Annotated in this window: 15 protein-coding genes and 1 pseudogene; 6 read left to right on the top strand and 10 right to left on the bottom strand. The window is 64.3% G+C overall.

The features are described from left to right. Positions 1–99 precede the first annotated feature (99 nt). Positions 100–308 (top strand): annotated as a pseudogene (locus NMG70_RS28025) (DUF6429 family protein). Between the two features lie 183 nt (positions 309–491). Here the strand turns inward: NMG70_RS28025 and ftsZ are convergent. Then, positions 492–1499: a cell division protein FtsZ gene (gene ftsZ / locus NMG70_RS28020; protein ID WP_254027508.1), complete on the bottom strand. Its 1008-nt coding sequence runs from the start codon at positions 1497–1499 to the stop codon at positions 492–494. Between the two features lie 282 nt (positions 1500–1781). Continuing rightward, a complete protein-coding gene (locus NMG70_RS28015) occupies positions 1782–2567 on the bottom strand; it encodes an SDR family NAD(P)-dependent oxidoreductase (RefSeq protein WP_254027507.1) in 786 nt (261 codons plus the stop codon). Positions 2568–2643: 76 nt separating this feature from the next. Here NMG70_RS28015 and uxuA point away from each other — a divergent pair, with 76 nt between their 5' ends. Then, complete coding sequence (gene uxuA, locus NMG70_RS28010; RefSeq protein WP_254027506.1) at positions 2644–3828, top strand: mannonate dehydratase; 1185 nt, start codon at positions 2644–2646, stop codon at positions 3826–3828. 21 nt (positions 3829–3849) lie between these two features. On the opposite strand, the gene NMG70_RS28005 is transcribed toward uxuA, so the two are convergent. From NMG70_RS28005 to NMG70_RS27980, 6 genes are all read right to left on the bottom strand, one after another. Then, positions 3850–4743: a sugar phosphate isomerase/epimerase family protein gene (locus NMG70_RS28005; RefSeq protein WP_254027505.1), complete on the bottom strand. Its 894-nt coding sequence runs from the start codon at positions 4741–4743 to the stop codon at positions 3850–3852. Positions 4744–4868: 125 nt separating this feature from the next. Next, positions 4869–5807 (bottom strand): ABC transporter substrate-binding protein, encoded by a 939-nt coding sequence (locus NMG70_RS28000; protein WP_254027504.1) that lies wholly within the window; start codon positions 5805–5807, stop codon positions 4869–4871. A 78-nt stretch (positions 5808–5885) separates the two neighbouring features. Continuing rightward, complete coding sequence (locus NMG70_RS27995; RefSeq protein ID WP_254027509.1) at positions 5886–6884, bottom strand: ABC transporter permease subunit; 999 nt, start codon at positions 6882–6884, stop codon at positions 5886–5888. A 44-nt stretch (positions 6885–6928) separates the two neighbouring features. Then, positions 6929–8473 (bottom strand): sugar ABC transporter ATP-binding protein, encoded by a 1545-nt coding sequence (locus NMG70_RS27990; RefSeq protein ID WP_254027503.1) that lies wholly within the window; start codon positions 8471–8473, stop codon positions 6929–6931. Further along, positions 8470–9849: an FGGY-family carbohydrate kinase gene (locus NMG70_RS27985; protein WP_254027502.1), complete on the bottom strand. Its 1380-nt coding sequence runs from the start codon at positions 9847–9849 to the stop codon at positions 8470–8472. Before NMG70_RS27985 ends, NMG70_RS27990 begins: the two co-directional genes overlap by 4 nt. Next, entirely contained in the window at positions 9846–10628 is a 783-nt protein-coding gene (locus tag NMG70_RS27980) for a DeoR/GlpR family DNA-binding transcription regulator (protein ID WP_254027501.1), read from the bottom strand. Before NMG70_RS27980 ends, NMG70_RS27985 begins: the two co-directional genes overlap by 4 nt. A gap of 173 nt (positions 10629–10801) precedes the next feature. On the opposite strand from NMG70_RS27980, the gene NMG70_RS27975 reads away from it, so the two are divergent. From NMG70_RS27975 to ggt, 4 genes are all read left to right on the top strand, one after another. Then, positions 10802–11845, top strand: a complete 1044-nt coding sequence (locus tag NMG70_RS27975) for a class II aldolase/adducin family protein (protein WP_254027500.1) — start codon at positions 10802–10804, stop codon at positions 11843–11845. After that, the gene (locus tag NMG70_RS27970) at positions 11829–13133 is read left to right on the top strand and encodes an FGGY-family carbohydrate kinase (RefSeq protein WP_254027499.1); all 1305 of its coding nucleotides are present in this window, start codon (positions 11829–11831) and stop codon (positions 13131–13133) included. The genes NMG70_RS27975 and NMG70_RS27970 overlap by 17 nt, the downstream gene beginning before the upstream one ends. After that, positions 13130–13984 (top strand): TIGR01459 family HAD-type hydrolase, encoded by an 855-nt coding sequence (locus NMG70_RS27965; protein ID WP_254027498.1) that lies wholly within the window; start codon positions 13130–13132, stop codon positions 13982–13984. The genes NMG70_RS27970 and NMG70_RS27965 overlap by 4 nt, the downstream gene beginning before the upstream one ends. Positions 13985–14106: 122 nt before the next feature. After that, entirely contained in the window at positions 14107–15693 is a 1587-nt protein-coding gene (ggt, locus tag NMG70_RS27960) for a gamma-glutamyltransferase (RefSeq protein WP_254027497.1), read from the top strand. A 54-nt stretch (positions 15694–15747) separates the two neighbouring features. Here ggt and NMG70_RS27955 read toward each other — a convergent pair whose 3' ends face one another. Both NMG70_RS27955 and NMG70_RS27950 read right to left on the bottom strand, forming a co-directional pair. Further along, complete coding sequence (locus NMG70_RS27955; protein ID WP_254027496.1) at positions 15748–16542, bottom strand: ABC transporter ATP-binding protein; 795 nt, start codon at positions 16540–16542, stop codon at positions 15748–15750. Further along, the coding region (locus NMG70_RS27950; RefSeq protein WP_436798473.1) for an ATP-binding cassette domain-containing protein at positions 16539–17153 on the bottom strand (615 nt) is incomplete at its 5' end. The genes NMG70_RS27955 and NMG70_RS27950, both read right to left, overlap by 4 nt.

Genomic DNA, 17153 nt, shown 5'->3' with positions numbered 1-17153 from the left:
TTTGCGTTTGGAGCCTGCCGCGGCCATTTGATCCTCATCAAGTTACCCTACGGCGTGGGGTCTCGGCAGGCGCCGTTTTCCCGTGCTAAACTGCATGGCATGGAGATCGACACCGACAAGATCGACAATGCCGTTCTGGGGCTGCTTTGGCTAACGCTGCATGAAGAGAGGCGCGCCTGGAAGGGATTGGATTGGGATGCTCTGTCGCCAATCCAGCAAACAAGGCGAAGTCGGTGGTTCTGACAGATGAGGGCCTGCGACGGGCTGAGGAGATATTCCGCAACCTGTTCACGCGGCTGGCGCCATGAGCGCTGGCTGGCGTTCCAGTTAGACAGCAACAGCCGCGCAGGCAAAACCGACAACTTGCTCCGCAGGCTTATCCCGCAACAATTGGGGTTGGGCGTTCCGCCCGACCACCGTCTGCCGGTGTGTCCGGAGCGGCGGACTTTTTAAGAGGAGTTGCTACCGCCGGCGCTGCCATGGCGCCTGGTTCAGTTGATACGGTTTTCCAACCCCGCCATCAGCGGAATCTCAAGCCCCCGCCGTAATCCCGTCGCAACGACCGACACCCTGAATTTTCCTGCGAGCGCCTTGTCGAAAATGGCGCCGACGATGATGTCGGCATCGGCGTCAACCTCCTCGCGTATGCGGGTGGCGGCTTCGTCGACCTCGAACAGCGTCATGTCAGTGCCGCCCGATATCGAGACAAGGACGCCCTTGGCGCCCATCATGGACGCTTCGTCGAGAAGTGGGTTTGCGATCGCCGCTTCGGCTGCCTTCCTGGCGCGGTCCTCCCCGGTGGCTTCGCCGGTCCCCATCATCGCGCGACCCATATCGCGCATCACCGACTTCACGTCGGCGAAATCGAGATTGATCAGCCCTTCCTTGACGATGAGATCGGTGATGCAGCCGACGCCGGCGTAAAGGACGCGGTCCGCCATGGCGAAAGCATCCGCGAAGGTCGTCTTGGCATCGGCGATCCTGAAGAGGTTCTGGTTCGGTATGACGATGACGGTATCGGCGCTTTCGCGGAGCCGCTCGATGCCCTCATTGGCGGCATGCATTCGGCGGTTTCCTTCGAAGACGAACGGCTTGGTGACGACGGCCACGGTCAGTATTCCCGCGTTGCGCGCGGCCTGCGCTATGACCGGTGCTGCACCGGTTCCAGTTCCGCCTCCCATGCCGGCGGTGACGAAACACATATGCGTTCCCGCGAGATGGTCCATGATTTCGTCGATCGATTCCACGGCCGCGGCATGGCCGACCTCGGGCAGGGATCCTGCACCGAGGCCCTCCGTGACGTGCGCTCCCAATTGGATCAGCCGCGTTGCCTTCGACATGGCGAGCGCCTGAGCATCGGTGTTGGCAACGATAAATTCGGTGCCCTGCAAGCCTTCGGCGATCATGTTGTTGATGGCGTTGCCGCCACCGCCGCCAACCCCAATGACGGATATTTTTGGCCTCATCTCCGAGATTGCCGGCCTCGTTGCAGTGTTCATTTGCCGTCTCTCCCCTTGAATGCGCAAGCGCAGCGGTCGGTGGAAGGCTTGTTCCCGGCGCACTGCAAAGACTTTGAACAGTGCGCGAATCAGGACAGCCGAGCGTGACCAAGGGAATCAGACGGTTGAACCGGCTGCAAGTGCAGTATTCGCACTCGCGCATGTTATGCGCTATTGGTTCGCCGCCGGTGCTACGTGTGGCGGCTGACCGAAAATCGTCCGATGACAACGTCTCCCCGTAAAGCCGAGACCGATCTTCCCGTTCTACTTCACGCCCCCGTCCTACTTCACGCTGATGCCGGCAGTCAGGCCGCCATCGATCCTATAGTCCGCACCGGTGCAGAAACCGGCTTTCGACGAACACAGAAAGGCGATGAGTTCCGCCACTTCCTCCGGCTCGCCGATGCGCCCGATGGGGTGCGCTTCGCCGAAGCGCCTGTAGGCGGCCTCGACATCGGCGTCGGTGCCGTTTTCGCCGCGCGCCGCCTTTTCCAGGATCGGGGTGCGGATCGAGCCCGGGCTGACGGAATTGACGCGAATGCCGGAGCGCGCGTGGTCGAGCGCCAGAGCGCGCGTCAATGTGTGGATGGCGCCCTTGGTCGTGGCATAGGCGGCGACGTTCTGCTGGCAGGCGAAACCTTGCACCGAAGCCACGTTGACGATGGCGCCGCCGCCTCGCCTGATCATTTCCGGAATACCGAAATGCGCGGTCAGGTAGATCGAGCCGACATTGACGGACATCGCCCGGTTCCAGATGTCAAAATCGGTGCTGACAGCGGTGCCATACGGATGGACCGCCGCGGAATTGACGATGATATCGAGGCCGCCGAACCGCTCGACACCGGCTGCGACCGCGTCGCGAACCTGATCCGGCACGGAGACGTCGACGGCCACGACCAGCGCCTCGGCGCCGGAGCTGTCCAGTTCCGCTCTCATCGCCGTGTTGGCCGCGCGGTCGATGCCGCAGGCGATGATCGCCGCCCCGCCCGCCGCAAGACGTCTGGCGGTTGCCAGGCCGATCCCGGTCGTGCCCGTCACCAGAGCGATCTTGCCGTCGAAATCCATCATTGCGAACACTCCTTTAATTTGACTTCCATTGTGGCCCAACAATACGGTTCTGTTTTATCGCAAAGGAAAAGCCTCGATGGAACAATGCTGGCGCTGGTATGGCCCTGACGACCCGGTGACGCTCGATCATGTCAAGCAGGCCGGAGCCAGGGGCGTTGTATCGGCGCTGCATAATATCTATGACGGCCGCGCCTGGCCTTTGACGGACATTTTGGAGCGCAAGCGGATCGTCGAGGCCGAAGGGCTGACCTGGTCGGTTGTCGAAAGCATTCCCGTCCACAATTCGATCAAGATCGGCTCGGCGGAACGGCAGCGTTACGTGGGTTGGTACAAGGACACGATCCGTGCGCTCGCCAAAGCTGGCATTGCGACGATCTGCTATAACTTCATGCCGGTGGTCGACTGGACCCGCACCGACCTTGCCTATCGGCTTCCAACGACGGGCTACGCACTGCGGTTCGATGCTATCGATTTTGCCGCCTACGACCTGTTCGTCCTGAAGCGCAGGAATGCCGAATTCGGCTACAGCGCGGCACGTATCGCGGAAGCGGAATCGCGACTGAAGGAACTGAGCGACGAGCAGATCGACAGGATCGAGCGCAATCTCATTGCCGGCCTGCCGGCGACCGAGCGCAGCTACGACCGTGACAGTTTTCGCGAGGCATTAGCGGAATATGACTCGATCGGGCCGAAGGAGTTGCGCGACAATCTTGCCTGGTTTTTGCGCGAGATCATTCCGGTGGCCGAGCAGGAGGGGGTGCGTATGTGCATCCATCCCGACGACCCGCCATTCTCGCTCTATGGCCTGCCACGGATCGTTTCGACCGCCGAGGACGCGCGTTTCATCCTCAACGCCGTCGACAGCCCGGCCAACGGCCTGACATTCTGCACCGGCTCCTACGGTACGCGCGCAGACAACGACATTGTCGGCATGGTCAAGGAGTTCGCCGACCGGATCCATTTCGTCCATCTGCGCAATGTGACCATCGAGGATGACGGCTCCTTCCATGAAGCCGAGCATCTGGAGGGCGGCACCGACATGGCGCATGTCATCCTCGCTTTTATGCAGGAAGAGACGCGCCGCCGTAGGGAAGGTCGCGCCGATTGGCGGATTCCCATGCGACCCGATCATGGCCATCTGCTCGCCGACGACATCGGCAAGACCAGGCTCAACCCCGGCTACTCTTTGATCGGCCGCCTGAAAGGCCTGGCCGAGCTGCGTGGCATCATGCGCGCCGTGGAACGTTTTGAGCTGGCCTGAGGATCGCAACCGGAAGTGGTGCTAAGGTCGATGGCTTGATGAAACAAGCTCGGCCTTGCGCCGTGCCGTCTCCAGCCCGATGGCGATGAATCGGCGCGCGTGCCGGGCCAGCTCCATATTGTCGGTCCACAGATTGCGCCAGATGGCGGTTTTTTTCGACAGGTTCTCGTCGACGATCTCCGACGAGAAGGATTCGAAGCTGAGGTCGTCGCCATAGCCGATTGCGGTTAGCGCATCGAAGATCGCGGCGAAGTCGATGTTGCCGGTGCCGAGGAAGCCGCGATGGCTCTCGCCAATATGGACATAGCCGATCTTTTTGGCGGCGTGGCGGATGGCCAACCCGATATCGGCCTCCTCGATGTTCATATGGAACGTGTCGAGATGCAGAAAAATGTTGTCGGAACCGGTGTCCTCGATGAAGGCCGTGCCTTGCGCGGCGGTGTTGAGCAGATTGCTCTCGAAGCGGTTGACGATCTCGAGATTGAGCGTGACGCCGGCGGCCTTGGCGGTTTCCGCGACCTTGGCAAGCGTTCCGGCGCTGCGGTTCCATTGATCGCGCGTCGGCGCTTGCGCCTGCAATCCGTGGCTGGTGCTGAGAATGCCGGCGAGCTTCCGGCCGCCGAGATCCCGGGTGAGCGCGATGGTGTCATTGAGGACTTCGACGCCGTGCGCGGCAATCGCCTTGTCGGCGCTTGAAACGTCGCCGTCGGGCGGCAGCCCGATGCTGATCGCCACGCCGAGATCGAGGTCGGCGATGCGCTTGGCTAGCCCGCCAACATCGACATTGGCGGGGTCAAGATAGGAGAATTCGATCAGGTCGAAGCCCGCCTCCCTCGTGTTGGCCAGCGTCCGTTCGAGGTCGTCCTGCGTCGAGCTCGCCGACCAGACAAAAGAATGGATTCCAATGCGCGACATGATCGTCTCCTGTTGCTCGAGAGCATCGGAACCAAAAGTGGCAACCGGTTTTGGAAAAATCCGACGCTCAAACAAAAATTGGTGCGACCGGTCGTCCCGGCCGCACCAGCCTTGGGAGGCTTTAGCTAGCGGGCCGCGGTCCAGCCCTTGTAGTCCTTCAGGTTCTCGGCCGTGATCAGCTGCGGGTCGAGCAGCACCGTCGCCTCGGCCGGCTTCTTGCCGGCAAGCACTTCAGCTGCCATCTGGAGCGACTGGCCAGCCATCACATAGGGGTCCTGCGAGGCCGAGGCCTTGATCATCGAGATGCCGGAAGCGAGTTCCTTCTCGATGTCGGGCGCGCCGTCGACCGCAGTGAAGATGAACTCCGAGCGATTGAGCTGCTTGGCCGCAAGCTGGGCGCCGATCGCTGTCGGATCGTTGATGGCGAACACCGCGTCGATCTTGTCGAAGCGGGTCAGCAGCGACTGGAACACCTTCAGGCCGCCGTCGCGCGAGCCTTCGGCATTCTGGTCGTCGGAGAGGATCTTGATGTCCGGGTGTTTTGCCAACACGTCCTTGCAACCCTCCACCCGCTCCAGGATCGATGATGATGCCGGCCCGTTCAGGATGACATAGTCGCCCTTGCCGCCGGTGTGGTCGACCAGGTACTGGCAGGCCGCTTCGCCAGCCTTGACGTTGTTGGTCATCACGGTGACGTCGGCGCCCGGCGCCGAAACGTCGAACGCGGCGACCACGATGCCCGCCGCCTGCGCCTTCTTCACCGCCGGCGCGATCGCCTTGGCATCGACGGCGTTGAGCATGATCACGTCGACGCCGGCGGCGATGAACGAGTCGACCTGCGAGACCTGTTTGTTGAGGTCGTAGTCGGCCGACACCGACGTCACCTCGACATTCGGGTTGATCTTCTTGGCGGCGTCCTCGATGCCCTTGATGGTGGCGACGAAGAACGGGTTGCCGAGCAGGCCGACCGAGATGCCGACCTTGTTCAGATCCTTGGCCGAAGCCGGTGCGACGGCGATGGCCGCGAGGGCAACGCCGCAGAGCAGTTTAGCGATGGTCTTCATTGTTTTCCTCCTGATGCCCCGCGCCTCTCACGGTGCGTTAGATGAAACCGGGTCGTTGACGCCGGCGACTAAGGTCAATCACGTTCTTGCTCCCGCCTGGAGCCTGTAGCGGTCGAGGGCGACCGCCACGATGATGACCAATCCCTTGATGATGTACTGCCAGATGTCCGAAACACCGGCCAGGATGAGCCCGTTGGAGAGCACCGCTATGATCAGGCCACCGATCAGCGTGCCCCAGATCGAGCCGACGCCGCCGACGAAGCTGGTGCCGCCGAGAATGACCGCGGCGATGGCGTCGAGCTCGTAGGACTGCCCAAGCTGCAGCCCATTGGCCGCGTAGAGCCGGGCCGCCGACATGGCGCCGCCAACGCCAGCCAGAAGGCCGGAAACGCCATAGACGAAGAGCAGCACCAGCGGCACCTTGATGCCGGTGAGGCGGGCGGCCTCGGCATTGCCGCCGACGGCATAGATCCAGGTGCCGAGCACGGTGCGCTTGAGCACCAGCCAGGACAGCACCACGACCGACAGAGCGATGATGACCAGCCAGGGGATGCCGAACAGCGAACCGTTGCCGATGAAGTCGAACGGCAGGTCCGAGTTGAACACCGTGGTGTCCTGGCCGAGCAGGCGGGCGACGCCGCGCACGGCGGTCAGCGAACCCAGCGTAACGATGAAGGGCGGCAGCTTGATATAGGCGACGAGCAGCCCGTTGATAACGCCGAAGCCGAGGCCGACCAGAATGGCCGCCGGCACGCCGAGCATGCCCCACTCCGGCACCAGCGACACCATCACCGCCACCATCGCCGAGGCGGCAAGGATGGAGCCGACGGACAGGTCGATGCCGCCGGTCAGGATGACGAAGGTCATGCCGGCCGCGAGCACGATGTTGATCGACGACTGCTGGGTGACGATCAACAGGTTGGTCTCGGTGAGGAAGCGCGGGTTCATGATCTGGAAGCCGGCCGCTAAAAGGATCAGGACCGGCAGCATGCCAAGCGCGGCGAAGGCGGTGCGCAGCCGCCGGCTCCTGCCGACCGCCTGGTCGCCCGCGCTCATCCCGGTTGCCTTGTCGGTCATCCCTGGGCCGCTCTTGTCGGTCATGCCGGTGCCGCTCTTGTCGGTCATCCCTGGGCCGCTCCCGTTGCAAGTTCCATGATTGCTTCCTGACTGAGCGGCTGGCCTTCGGATGCCGTCACCTCGCCCGAAATGGTTCCGTCGCGCATCACCAGCACGCGGTCGGCGACGCCGATCACCTCCGGCAGTTCGCTGGAGATCATCAGGATGGCGATGCCCTTTTTGGCGAGTTCGTCGATCAGCCGGTAGATTTCCGACTTCGCCCCGACATCGACGCCGCGCGTCGGCTCGTCGAGGATGAGGACCCGCGGCTCGGTTTCGAGCAGGCGGGCGAGCAGCACCTTCTGCTGGTTGCCGCCCGACAGCGAGCCGGCATTGGCCTGCACCGACCTGGTGCGGATGGAGAGCTCGGAAACGGCCTTGGCGGCGCGCCTTTCGGCCGTCGCGAAGTCGCGCAAGCCTCCGGCCTGCGCATCCCTTGCGAGCACGCCCATGCTGATATTGTCGGAAATCGACATGTCGAGGAACAGGCCGAGTTCCTTGCGGTCTTCGGTAAGATAGGCAATGCCGGCGTCCAGCGCCTCGCGCGGCGAGCCGATGGATATCGGCTTGCCGTCGAGTTCCAGCGTGCCTGCTGTGCGCCTGTCGGCGCCGAAGATCAGCCGTGCGAGTTCGGTGCGGCCCGAGCCGACGAGGCCCGCCAGCGCCAGCACTTCGCCCTTGTGCAGGTCGAAGGAGCAGCCTTTCAGGAGATTGCCGTCCGATATGTCGCGCACCGACAGTGCGATCGCGCGCTTGCTGTCCGGCGGGCGGTGATCTTTTTTGTAGAAGGCGGACAGGTCACGGCCAACCATCATCGAGACTAGGCGCGAGGCGTTCAGGTCGGCGCGTTCGAGCGTGCCGACATAGCCGCTGTCGCGCAGCACGCTGACGCGGTCGGCAAGCTGGTAAACCTCTTCCATGCGGTGGCTGATGTAGATGATGGCGATGCCCTGCGACTTCAGCGTCGCAATCACCTCGAACAGCCTGTCGGTCTCGCGCGAGGTCAGCGACGTCGTCGGCTCGTCCATGACGATGATGCGCGCGCTGGTCGACAGCGCGCGGGCAATTTCGACCATCTGGCGTTCGCCAAGCGACAGGCTGGAGACCGAGGCGCGCGCCGAGAAGGAAACGCCGAGCCGTGCGATGATTTCCTTGGCGCGCCGATTGCACTGGTCGCGGTCGACGATGCCGAACCGTCTCGGCTCGTTGCCGAGGAAGATGTTCTGCGCGACCGTCAGGTTGGGCGCCAGCGACAGTTCCTGGTAAATGACGGCAATGCCGTTGGCGCGTGCCTTGATCGGGTCGCCGGTCGCGACCGGTGTGCCGTCGATCAGAATATCGCCGCCGGCATCAGGTCGATAGGCTCCGGACAGCACCTTCATCAGCGTCGACTTGCCGGCGCCGTTTTCTCCCATCAGCGCGTGCAGTTCGCCGGCGTGCACAGTCAGCGATACGTCCTGCAATGCGCGGATCGGGCCGAACGTCTTGGAGATGTGCCGCATCTCCAGCACCGGCTGGCGCTCTGTTTCGATCCGGGCAGCGGCGGTCATCGCGCGCCTCCCGCTGCGGCATCAGCGACGCCTCGGTCGGCGGAGAGGCCGCGCCAGCTATCGCGATAGAAGGCAAGCCGGGTGAAGCTTGAAGCACGAACAGGCTCCGGCGCCTCGGCGGCAAATTCGCGCCCAACACTCTCGAAGGCGAGAGCCGCCGCTCCGGTGGCGCTGCCCTCCAGCGTGGCACCCTGCATGAAGGCCTGGCCGGGACGCAGCTGCGCCAGCAGGCTGGCAAGCAGGCCGCCACTGTTCAGCCCGCCATCGACGATCACCGTGTTGTTCGAATGGATCAGGTCGAGACACAGATCGACCATCAGCGCGACATAGAGCAGCGCTACGGCCGCGCGCTCCTCCGCGTTGGGCATGCGCCCGACCAGTTCGCCGCGGTGGCCAGGCATCGGCCCGCCCGGCGCGAAGCTCGGCAGCGCCATGATGCCGGCGCTGATCACCTGCTGCACGGCTGAGGGGGCGATTGCGCCCTGCCAGCCGGCGCTAATCGTTGCGAATTCACGGCCGCCCATGAAGCGGATGGTCGGCACCGGGCCGCCATCGACATCGACATTGACCAGCATGTCGCGGTCGCGATCGAGCGCGTCAAGCGGGCAGTCCGGATTGAGCACGACGACCCAGGTGCCGGTCGAGACGACAGTGACCGGCCCAAGCTCCTGCCGACGATAGGCATGGAGCGCCGCATTGCTGTCATGGACACCGTTGTGGATGGCGATCGGCCGTGTCGCCCCGCCAAAGTGCTGCTCGCCGATCACCGCGCCGGCACGCTCGAAGGCGGGCATTTGGCGGCGCCATCCCTCCGCGTCGACCAGCGAGGAGAAATCGCGCTTGCGCGGCGCCCACAGATGCGAGTGGCAGCCGAAATAGGACACCTCCGACACCGGCCGGCCACCAAAGCGCCAGCTCCAGTATTGTGGATAACCGAGGATCGATTTGACGGCGGCGAACACGCTTGGTTGCACCGTCTTCAGCCACAGCATGTGGCGACCATAGTTGAAGCCGAGCGGCAGATGCGGCGAGAAGGTCTCGGCAAAATCCGGAATGCGGCGATCGATCTGCGCAGCGACCTCAGCCGGTGGCTCCTGCTCGTAGTCGAGTATCGGATGCGTCAGCGCCGCATCGTCGACCAAGGCAAAGGTGCAGCCATGGCCCGAAACCATCAAGCCCTCTATGCCATGGATGTCGACCGCTTCGCCGACGGCGCGAGCCGCCCAATGGTGAAGCGCTGCTTCGTCGAGCACGCTGAAGCCGCCTTTACGGGTCCAGTTCGGCTGGGTCCGGCGCTCGTCGAGAATCTGCCCGTTCTGATCGAAGACGAACAGCTTCGAGTTGGTCTTGCCAAAGTCGAGGACAGCCACCTTCACTGGACGGCTCCCGAGGCAGAGGCGATCCGCACCATGACGCCGGCGTCTTCGAGCATATGCGCGTCGGCATCGGACAGGCCGTCGTCGGTCACCAGCGTGCCGATGCGCGACAAGGGCAGCGCGACGTTGCGCGCATGGATCGATAGTTTGCGGCTGTCGGCCAGCACCACGATCTGGTCGGCGCAGAGGCTGAGCTCGGCGATGGAGCGGACCAGCAGCGGATGCGATTCCAGCACGCCCTCCGGGCCGATGCCTTGCGCGCCTAGAAAGAACTTCGATGCGTAGAAGGGCACGGCCTGGGTGAACGAATGGATGACGCCAGGCTCGCGATGCAGCTCACCGCCGGCGACGGTCAGGCTGCAATGGCCGTGGTCGCTCAAATAGGCCACGAGCGGCATCGAGTTGGTGTAGAGCCGGATGTTGCGGTCGGCGAGCTTGACGCCGAGATGGAAGCAGGTCGAACCGCCATGCACGATGACGGCGTCTCCATCGCGCACCATGGTCGCGGCGAGAGCGGCGATCTGCCGCTTGGCTTCGACCGCGAGATCGCGGTTCTCGTCGTAGGGCCTGGCATAGGCGACGCCCGCATGCGAAGCTCCATCGAGCGCCGAGATGCCGCCATAGACCTTCCGTGCTTCGCCGGCCTCGTCGATCTTGTCGATGTCGCGCCGCACCGTCGCCGCCGACACGCCGAGCCGCTCCTGCAACTCGCGCACCGAGGCGAAGGGGCGATCCCGCAACAGCTCGACAATCTGACGCTGGCGGCCGGAGTCGCTCAACGGATACCCTCCCGAAATGCCATTTTTGCCACGGCAATTGGTGCAAGTTACTCAACGCGGACCAGATTGCAAGCTCGATTTGACGAGGTAAGATCACTATTGACGTAACTTACTCGCATCTGCGATACCAGCGTCACTCGTTATCCCGGCGGTCGGTTTGTGAAGGAGTTTCAATGACAATCAATGCGGATGCGCAGGAACTGGCTGCTTTGCGGTCGCTTTCGGCCAGCATTGGGCGCGACCCGCACTTGACCCAAGCCGCGGGCGGCAACACGTCGCTGAAAGCCGGCGACACGCTCTGGATCAAGGCTTCCGGCACCTGGCTGAAGGATGCGCTCGCCGAGGACATCATGGTTCCGGTGGCGATTCCGCCGCTGATTAGGGCTGTCGAACAGCGCGACCCGGCCGCCGATCAGCCACAGGGATTCGCCGTCGAGGCGCTCAATGCCCGCAAGCTGCGTCCTTCGATCGAGACCACGGTACACGCGCTGATGCCGCAGCGCGTCGTTCTGCATGTCCACTGCGTCGATACCATTTCGCTTGCCCTGCAGGCTGACTGCGAGGCTCAAGTCGCCAAGCGCCTGGATGGCCTCGAATGGGCGTATGTTCCCTATCGCCGGCCCGGCCTGCCACTTGCCCAGGGCATTGCCGAGCGCCTTCGGCCTGGGGTCGATGTGCTGATCCTTGCCAATCATGGCCTGGTCGTCGCAGCCGAGACCGTCGCCGGCGCCGAGGCGCTGCTGCGTCGCGTCACACGATTTTTGGCGCGGCCGCCCCGTAAGGTGGCGGAGCCCAACCTTGTTGCATTGACGGCGCTCATCGGACGCAGCGGCTACAGGTTGCCGGCGGATGTCGAAGCGCATGCCGTCGCGATCGATCCTGAAAGCTGCCGCATGGCCTCAGGCGGCAGCCTCTATCCCGATCACGTCATCTTTCTCGGCCAGGGTTCGGTCGTGGCGAGACCCGGCGAGGACGTGATGCGTGTCACCGAACGGTGCGGCACGGCACCGGTGGCGATCCTGTTTCCCGGGCTTGGCGTGCTGATGCGCGGCGACGCGAGTGCCGGCGCCAATGCCATGCAACGCTGCCTCGCCGATGTGACGGCGCGGGTCGACGTCGCGGCGAAGCTGAACTATCTGACCGCCGCCGAGAACGACGAACTGATCAACTGGGACGCCGAGCAGTATCGCCAGAAACTCAATGCAGCCGGCAACTGAGATGGCGCTGTCGAGCGGCCCGCTTTCGATTGGCATCGACATTGGCACATCAGGCGCCCGCGCCGTTGCCATGCGGCCGGACTTTTCGATTGCCGCGCGTTCCGCCGTTCCACTCGACAGATTTGGCCAGAACGCCCGCGACCCGTCCGTATGGTGGTCAGCGGTCGGCGCGGCGCTGACGGAACTGCTTGAAGGCGTCGATCGCGCGGCGGTGCGGTCGATCGCCGTCGATGGCACTTCGGGCACGCTGCTGCCGGTCGATGGCGTCGGGCGGCCGCTGGCCGAGCCGTTGATGTATAACGACAAGGTCGACGACGACGCCATTCTGGCGGTGATCGCGCGCGAGGCGCCGGCAGCGAGCGCAGCACGTGGGGCGACGTCCGGTCTCGCCAAGGCGCTGTGGTTCCAGCGCCAGCCCGGCATTGCTGCGGTGCTGCATCAGGCCGACTGGATCGCGGCACAGTTCTCCGGCCGCTTCGACACCAGCGACGAGAACAATGCCTTGAAAACCGGCTACGACGTCGAGGCCCGCCGCTGGCCGGACTGGATCGCTGCGACCGGCATGCGCATGGAATTTCTTCCTCGTGTCGTCAAGCCGGGCGACGTCACGGGAACGCTCACCGCGAGCGCAGCGGACCTGTTCGGCCTGGCGCGCGACGTCGCCGTGGTCGCTGGCACGACGGATGGCTGCGCGTCGTTCCTGGCGACGGGCGCTGCGGCAGTTGGCGACGGCGTCACCGCGCTGGGGTCCTCGCTGACCATCAAGATCCTCTCCGACCGGCCGATCTCGGCGCCGCAGTTCGGCATCTATAGTCACCGGTTGGGAGACGCCTATCTGGCCGGTGGTGCGTCGAATTCGGGCGGCAAGGTGCTGGCGCAGCATTTCTCTCTCGCGCGCATCATCGAATTGAGTGCGGTGATTGACCCCATGACCGAGACCGGCCTCGACTATTATCCGCTTCCCGTGATTGGCGAACGCTTCCCCGTGGCCGATCCTGCTCTCCCGCCACGCCTGACGCCGCGGCCGGCGGACGACGCCGACTATCTGAAAGCCATGTTCGAGGGCATTGCCGAGATCGAGGCGCTCGGCTATCGCCGGCTTGCCGAACTCGGCGCCCCCCGATTGACGTCGGTCAGAAGTGTCGGCGGCGGTGCGGCAAACGCCGCCTGGACCGCTATCCGGCAGCGCAGACTGGGCGTCGATTTTCTGCCGGCGCTTTCGGACGAGGCGGCCGCCGGCACGGCGCGGCTGGCGCTGATGGGCGCAATCACAGCGGGGCTGTTGTGAGCACGAAACCAGTCGAACATCTCGACGGCATCGGAGCGCTGGTCGAGCGCTATCAGGTGTTTCTGCTCGATCAGTTCGGCGTGCTGCACGACGGCACAAACCCCTATCCGGGCGCCGTGGAGACGTTGTCGGCGCTGAAGCGGGCAGGCAAGACGATCGTGCTGGTCTCGAACTCCGGCAGGCGGGCGCGGCCCAACGAGGCCCGCTTGCTAAAGCTCGGCTTCGAACCAGGAAGCTGGGATCAATTTGTCTCTTCCGGCGAGATCGCACGGCAGTCCTTTCACGAAATGGCGATATCCGGAAAGCTGCGCCCAAACACAAAGTGCCTGCTGATCAGCCGCGAAGGCGACCGCTCGGCGATTGAAGGCCTGCCGTTCGTGTTGACCGGGGAGGGCGATGATGCCGAGCTGGTGCTGATCGCCGCCAGCGAGGGCGACCGCTACGACATCGAGCACTATCGCCGGCTTTTTGCGCCGGCAGCGATGCGGCAGGTGCCGTGCTTTTGCACCAATCCCGACAAGATCATGCTGACGGCAGTCGGACCTCGCTTTGGCGCCGGCCAACTTGCGGATCTCTACGAGAGCCTCGGCGGCAGCGTCACCCGTATCGGCAAGCCCTACACCCCGATCTTCGATGCCGCACTGGCACTGGCGGGCAACCCGGACCGCAGCAGCGTGGTCTGTGTCGGTGACAGCGTCGAACACGATGTCGCCGGTGGAATTGGTGCCGGCGTGGCGACTGCGCTGGTCTTGTCCGGAATATTGGCTGACACCCCTGACCTGGCCGAGCTTTTCGACAGTCTGGACGCCTACCCCGATTACACCACGGATAATTTTAGATTCGCGGATTGAGGCCGGCAGCTTCCGAGGGTTGAGCGCTGCCATGGTTCCGTCGTTCGTGCTGCTTTCCGTGGCGCAGCTTTTTGGCTGCTGTTGCCAATTCACATCTGGTTGGTCAGAGGCTATTGAACTGCATGCGTGATTTTCAACTCCCCGGGCGCTCGCCGGTTCGTGCGACGGAAGCGATGGCCGCGACATCGCACCCTCTGGCGACACTGGCGGCGGTCGAGATGCTGCGGTCCGGCGGCAATGCAATGGACGCAGCCGTGTGCGCGGCGGCGGTGCAGGCGGTGGTCGAGCCGCAATCAACTGGCATCGGCGGCGACTGTTTCGTCCTCTACTGTCCCAACGGCCAAGGCGAGGTTCTGGCCTTCAACGGCTCCGGCCGCGCACCGGCAGCAGCAGAGGCTGAGTGGTATCTGGACAAGGGGCACGACGAGCTGCCTGAGTCCGGTCCACACGCGGTCACCGTGCCGGGCGCCGTCGACGCCTGGTGCCGGCTGCTCGATGATCACGGCAGAAAGGGCATCGACGCCGCGCTCGCACCCGCCATACATTACGCCGAACAGGGCTACGTCGTCCAAGACCGTGTGGCCTTCGACTGGGCTGAAAGTGCAGCGCTGCTGGCCGCCGACGAACATGCGGCGCGGATTTTTCTGCCGGATGGAAAAGCGCCGCTGGCTGGCGAGCTGCACCGGCAGCCGCAACTGGCCGACACCCTGCGCATCGTCTCGCGCCGTGGCCGTGCCGGCTTCTATGATGGCGAGGTCGCCGACGACATGGTTTCGCGTCTGCGCGCCCTTGGCGGGCTGCATACGCTCGAGGATTTTTCGGCGACGAGGGGTGACTATGTCAGGCCCGTCGGCACATCCTACCGGGGCTACGACATCCATCAGATGCCGCCGAACAACCAGGGGCTGACGGCACTGATCATGTTGAATGTGCTGTCGGGCTTCTCGCTCGGTTCGCTGGAACCGAACGGCGCTGAGCGCTTCCATCTCGAGATCGAGGCGGGGCGGCTTGCTTATCAGGACCGCGACAATTTCATTGGCGACCAGAACCAGGTCCATGTTCCCGTGGAGCAGTTGTTGTCCAGATACCATGCGGACCAGCTTCGCGCCGAGATCGATCCGGCGCGCGCTATGACGCATCTGCCACGCCTGGAGCTTCAGCCGAGCGATACCGTCTACATCTCCGTGGTCGACCGCGACCGTAATGCGGTCAGCTTCATCAACTCGACCTTTGGTTCGTTCGGCAGCGGGGTGGTCGGCCCCAAGACCGGCGTCGTCCTGCAGAACCGCGGCACCAGCTTCCGCCTGGCGGCGGACCACCCAAACCGCATCGCGCCGGGAAAACGCCCGATGCACACCATCATGCCGGGCATGATGACAGCCAAGGGCAGGGCGGTCATGCCGTTTGGCGTGATGGGCGGCGGCTACCAGCCGTTCGGCCATGTCCACGTGCTCACCAACATGATCGATTTCGGCATGGACCCGCAGGAGGCGCTGGATGCGCCGAGAGTGTTTTACCGCCAGAACGCAGTGGAGGCGGAGCGTGGCGTTCCGGCCGAGGCGATCGCCGGCCTGCGTGAGCGAGGCCACGACGTGTCCATCCCAACCGAGCCGCATGGCGGCGGCCAGCTGGTGCTGATCGACTGGGACAAGGGTACGCTTACCGGCGCGTCCGATCCACGCAAGGATGGTTGCGCGCTGGGTTACTGACGGTCCGCTGCGTCGCCGAGCTTGTGCGACAGTTTCAGCTGGTTTCGATATCTGTCACGAGGCGCCCTGCGTGCTGGTCCTGTTCAGTTTTGGCACTGCCGCCACCAATGCCTTGCCGATCGCCGACTGCGGGGCACCGATGACCGCCCGGGCGTTGCCGCTCTCGGCGACGCGGCCGGCATCGAGGATGACGATACGATGAGCGATGGCGCTGATGACGCCGAGATCATGCGAAATGAACAGGTAGGCGATCCGTTCCTCGCGTTGCAGATCGAGCAGCAATTGCAGGATCTGCCGGCGCACCGATACGTCGAGCGCGGACACCGCCTCGTCGAGCACGATCAGCGACGGGTTTGTGGCGATGGCGCGGGCAATCGCGATGCGCTGGCGCTGGCCGCCCGAGATCTCGTGGATGGCGCGGCCGGCGAGATCAGCGCTCAGGCCGACGCGCTCCAGCAGAGCGGCGATGCGACGCGGGCGTTCTGATCGGGCTGTGATGCCATGGATGCGCAAAGGATCGTCAAGCACGCGTGCCACGGTAGCGCGTGGATTGAAGGCGGGGAGCGGGTCCTGGAAAACCATTTGCACGCGCGCGCGCCGTGCGCGCAGTGCAGCACCGTTCAGGGACAGGAAATCGCCGCCTTCGAAGTCGATGCGGCCGGCGTCCGGTTCGATCAGCCGCAACAACAGCCGCGCGACCGTCGACTTGCCGCTGCCGGAAGGGCCGGCCAGCGCCAGCGTCTCGCCGGCCTCGATCTCGAAGGAAACGTCATCGACGGCGGATATTGTGCTGCCGCCGCGGCGATATCGTTTGGTCAGACCGGAAACAGCCAGCAATGGACTGCTCACCGAAACGCTCCTGACTGCCGCAGCAGCGGCTCGGCGTCGAGGCCGAGATGGGCGTCGAGCAGCGCTCTTGTGTAGGCGTGGCGCGGGCTGGCGACGATCTGCGCCGTCGCGCCGAGCTCGACCAGCTCGCCGTGCCGGAATACGGCGATGCGCTCGGCCAGCTCGGCGGCCAGCGCGATGTCATGGGTGACGAACAGCAGCGTCATGCCGTCCTCGGACACCAATTGCCGGATCAGCGCGACGATCTCGGCCTGCACGATGGTGTCGAGCGCGCTGGTCGCCTCATCGGCGATCAGCAGTTTCGGACCGGCCGCGATCGCTGCGGCGATCGCCACGCGCTGCTTCTGGCCGCCGGAAAGCTGGTGCGGATAGGCGCGCAGAGCGGCGTCCGGGTCGGGCAGGCGGACGCGTTCAAGCAGGGTTTTTGCCCTGGCATAGGATTGCGACCAAGAAAGGCCGAGATGCGTGTGCGCGACTTCCGCGATCTGCTCGCCAACCGCCATTACCGGATCGAGGCTGGCCGACGGATCCTGGAACACGAAGCCGATATCGCGGCCTCCGAGGGGGGTGTGGGTGGACTGGGTAGGCTGGCGTTCCTTCGCACCCCCCTC

It is taken from the genome of Mesorhizobium ventifaucium, assembly GCF_935822925.1.
GTDB lineage: Bacteria > Pseudomonadota > Alphaproteobacteria > Rhizobiales > Rhizobiaceae > Mesorhizobium > Mesorhizobium ventifaucium.
The sequence above is the reverse complement of the archived record's forward strand: the minus strand, read 5'-3'. Positions and strand labels throughout refer to the sequence as shown.

Bases quoted from the DNA above. Each gene is read 5' to 3' on its own strand.
- ftsZ (WP_254027508.1), bottom strand. From the start codon at position 1,499: ATGAACACTGCAACGAGGCCGGCAATCTCGGAGATGAGGCCAAAAATA.
- NMG70_RS28015 (WP_254027507.1), bottom strand. From the start codon at position 2,567: ATGATGGATTTCGACGGCAAGATCGCTCTGGTGACGGGCACGACCGGG.
- uxuA (WP_254027506.1), top strand. From the start codon at position 2,644: ATGGAACAATGCTGGCGCTGGTATGGCCCTGACGACCCGGTGACGCTC.
- NMG70_RS28005 (WP_254027505.1), bottom strand. From the start codon at position 4,743: ATGTCGCGCATTGGAATCCATTCTTTTGTCTGGTCGGCGAGCTCGACG.
- NMG70_RS28000 (WP_254027504.1), bottom strand. From the start codon at position 5,807: ATGAAGACCATCGCTAAACTGCTCTGCGGCGTTGCCCTCGCGGCCATC.
- NMG70_RS27995 (WP_254027509.1), bottom strand. From the start codon at position 6,884: ATGACCGACAAGGCAACCGGGATGAGCGCGGGCGACCAGGCGGTCGGC.
- NMG70_RS27990 (WP_254027503.1), bottom strand. From the start codon at position 8,473: ATGACCGCCGCTGCCCGGATCGAAACAGAGCGCCAGCCGGTGCTGGAG.
- NMG70_RS27975 (WP_254027500.1), top strand. From the start codon at position 10,802: ATGACAATCAATGCGGATGCGCAGGAACTGGCTGCTTTGCGGTCGCTT.
- NMG70_RS27970 (WP_254027499.1), top strand. From the start codon at position 11,829: ATGCAGCCGGCAACTGAGATGGCGCTGTCGAGCGGCCCGCTTTCGATT.
- ggt (WP_254027497.1), top strand. From the start codon at position 14,107: ATGCGTGATTTTCAACTCCCCGGGCGCTCGCCGGTTCGTGCGACGGAA.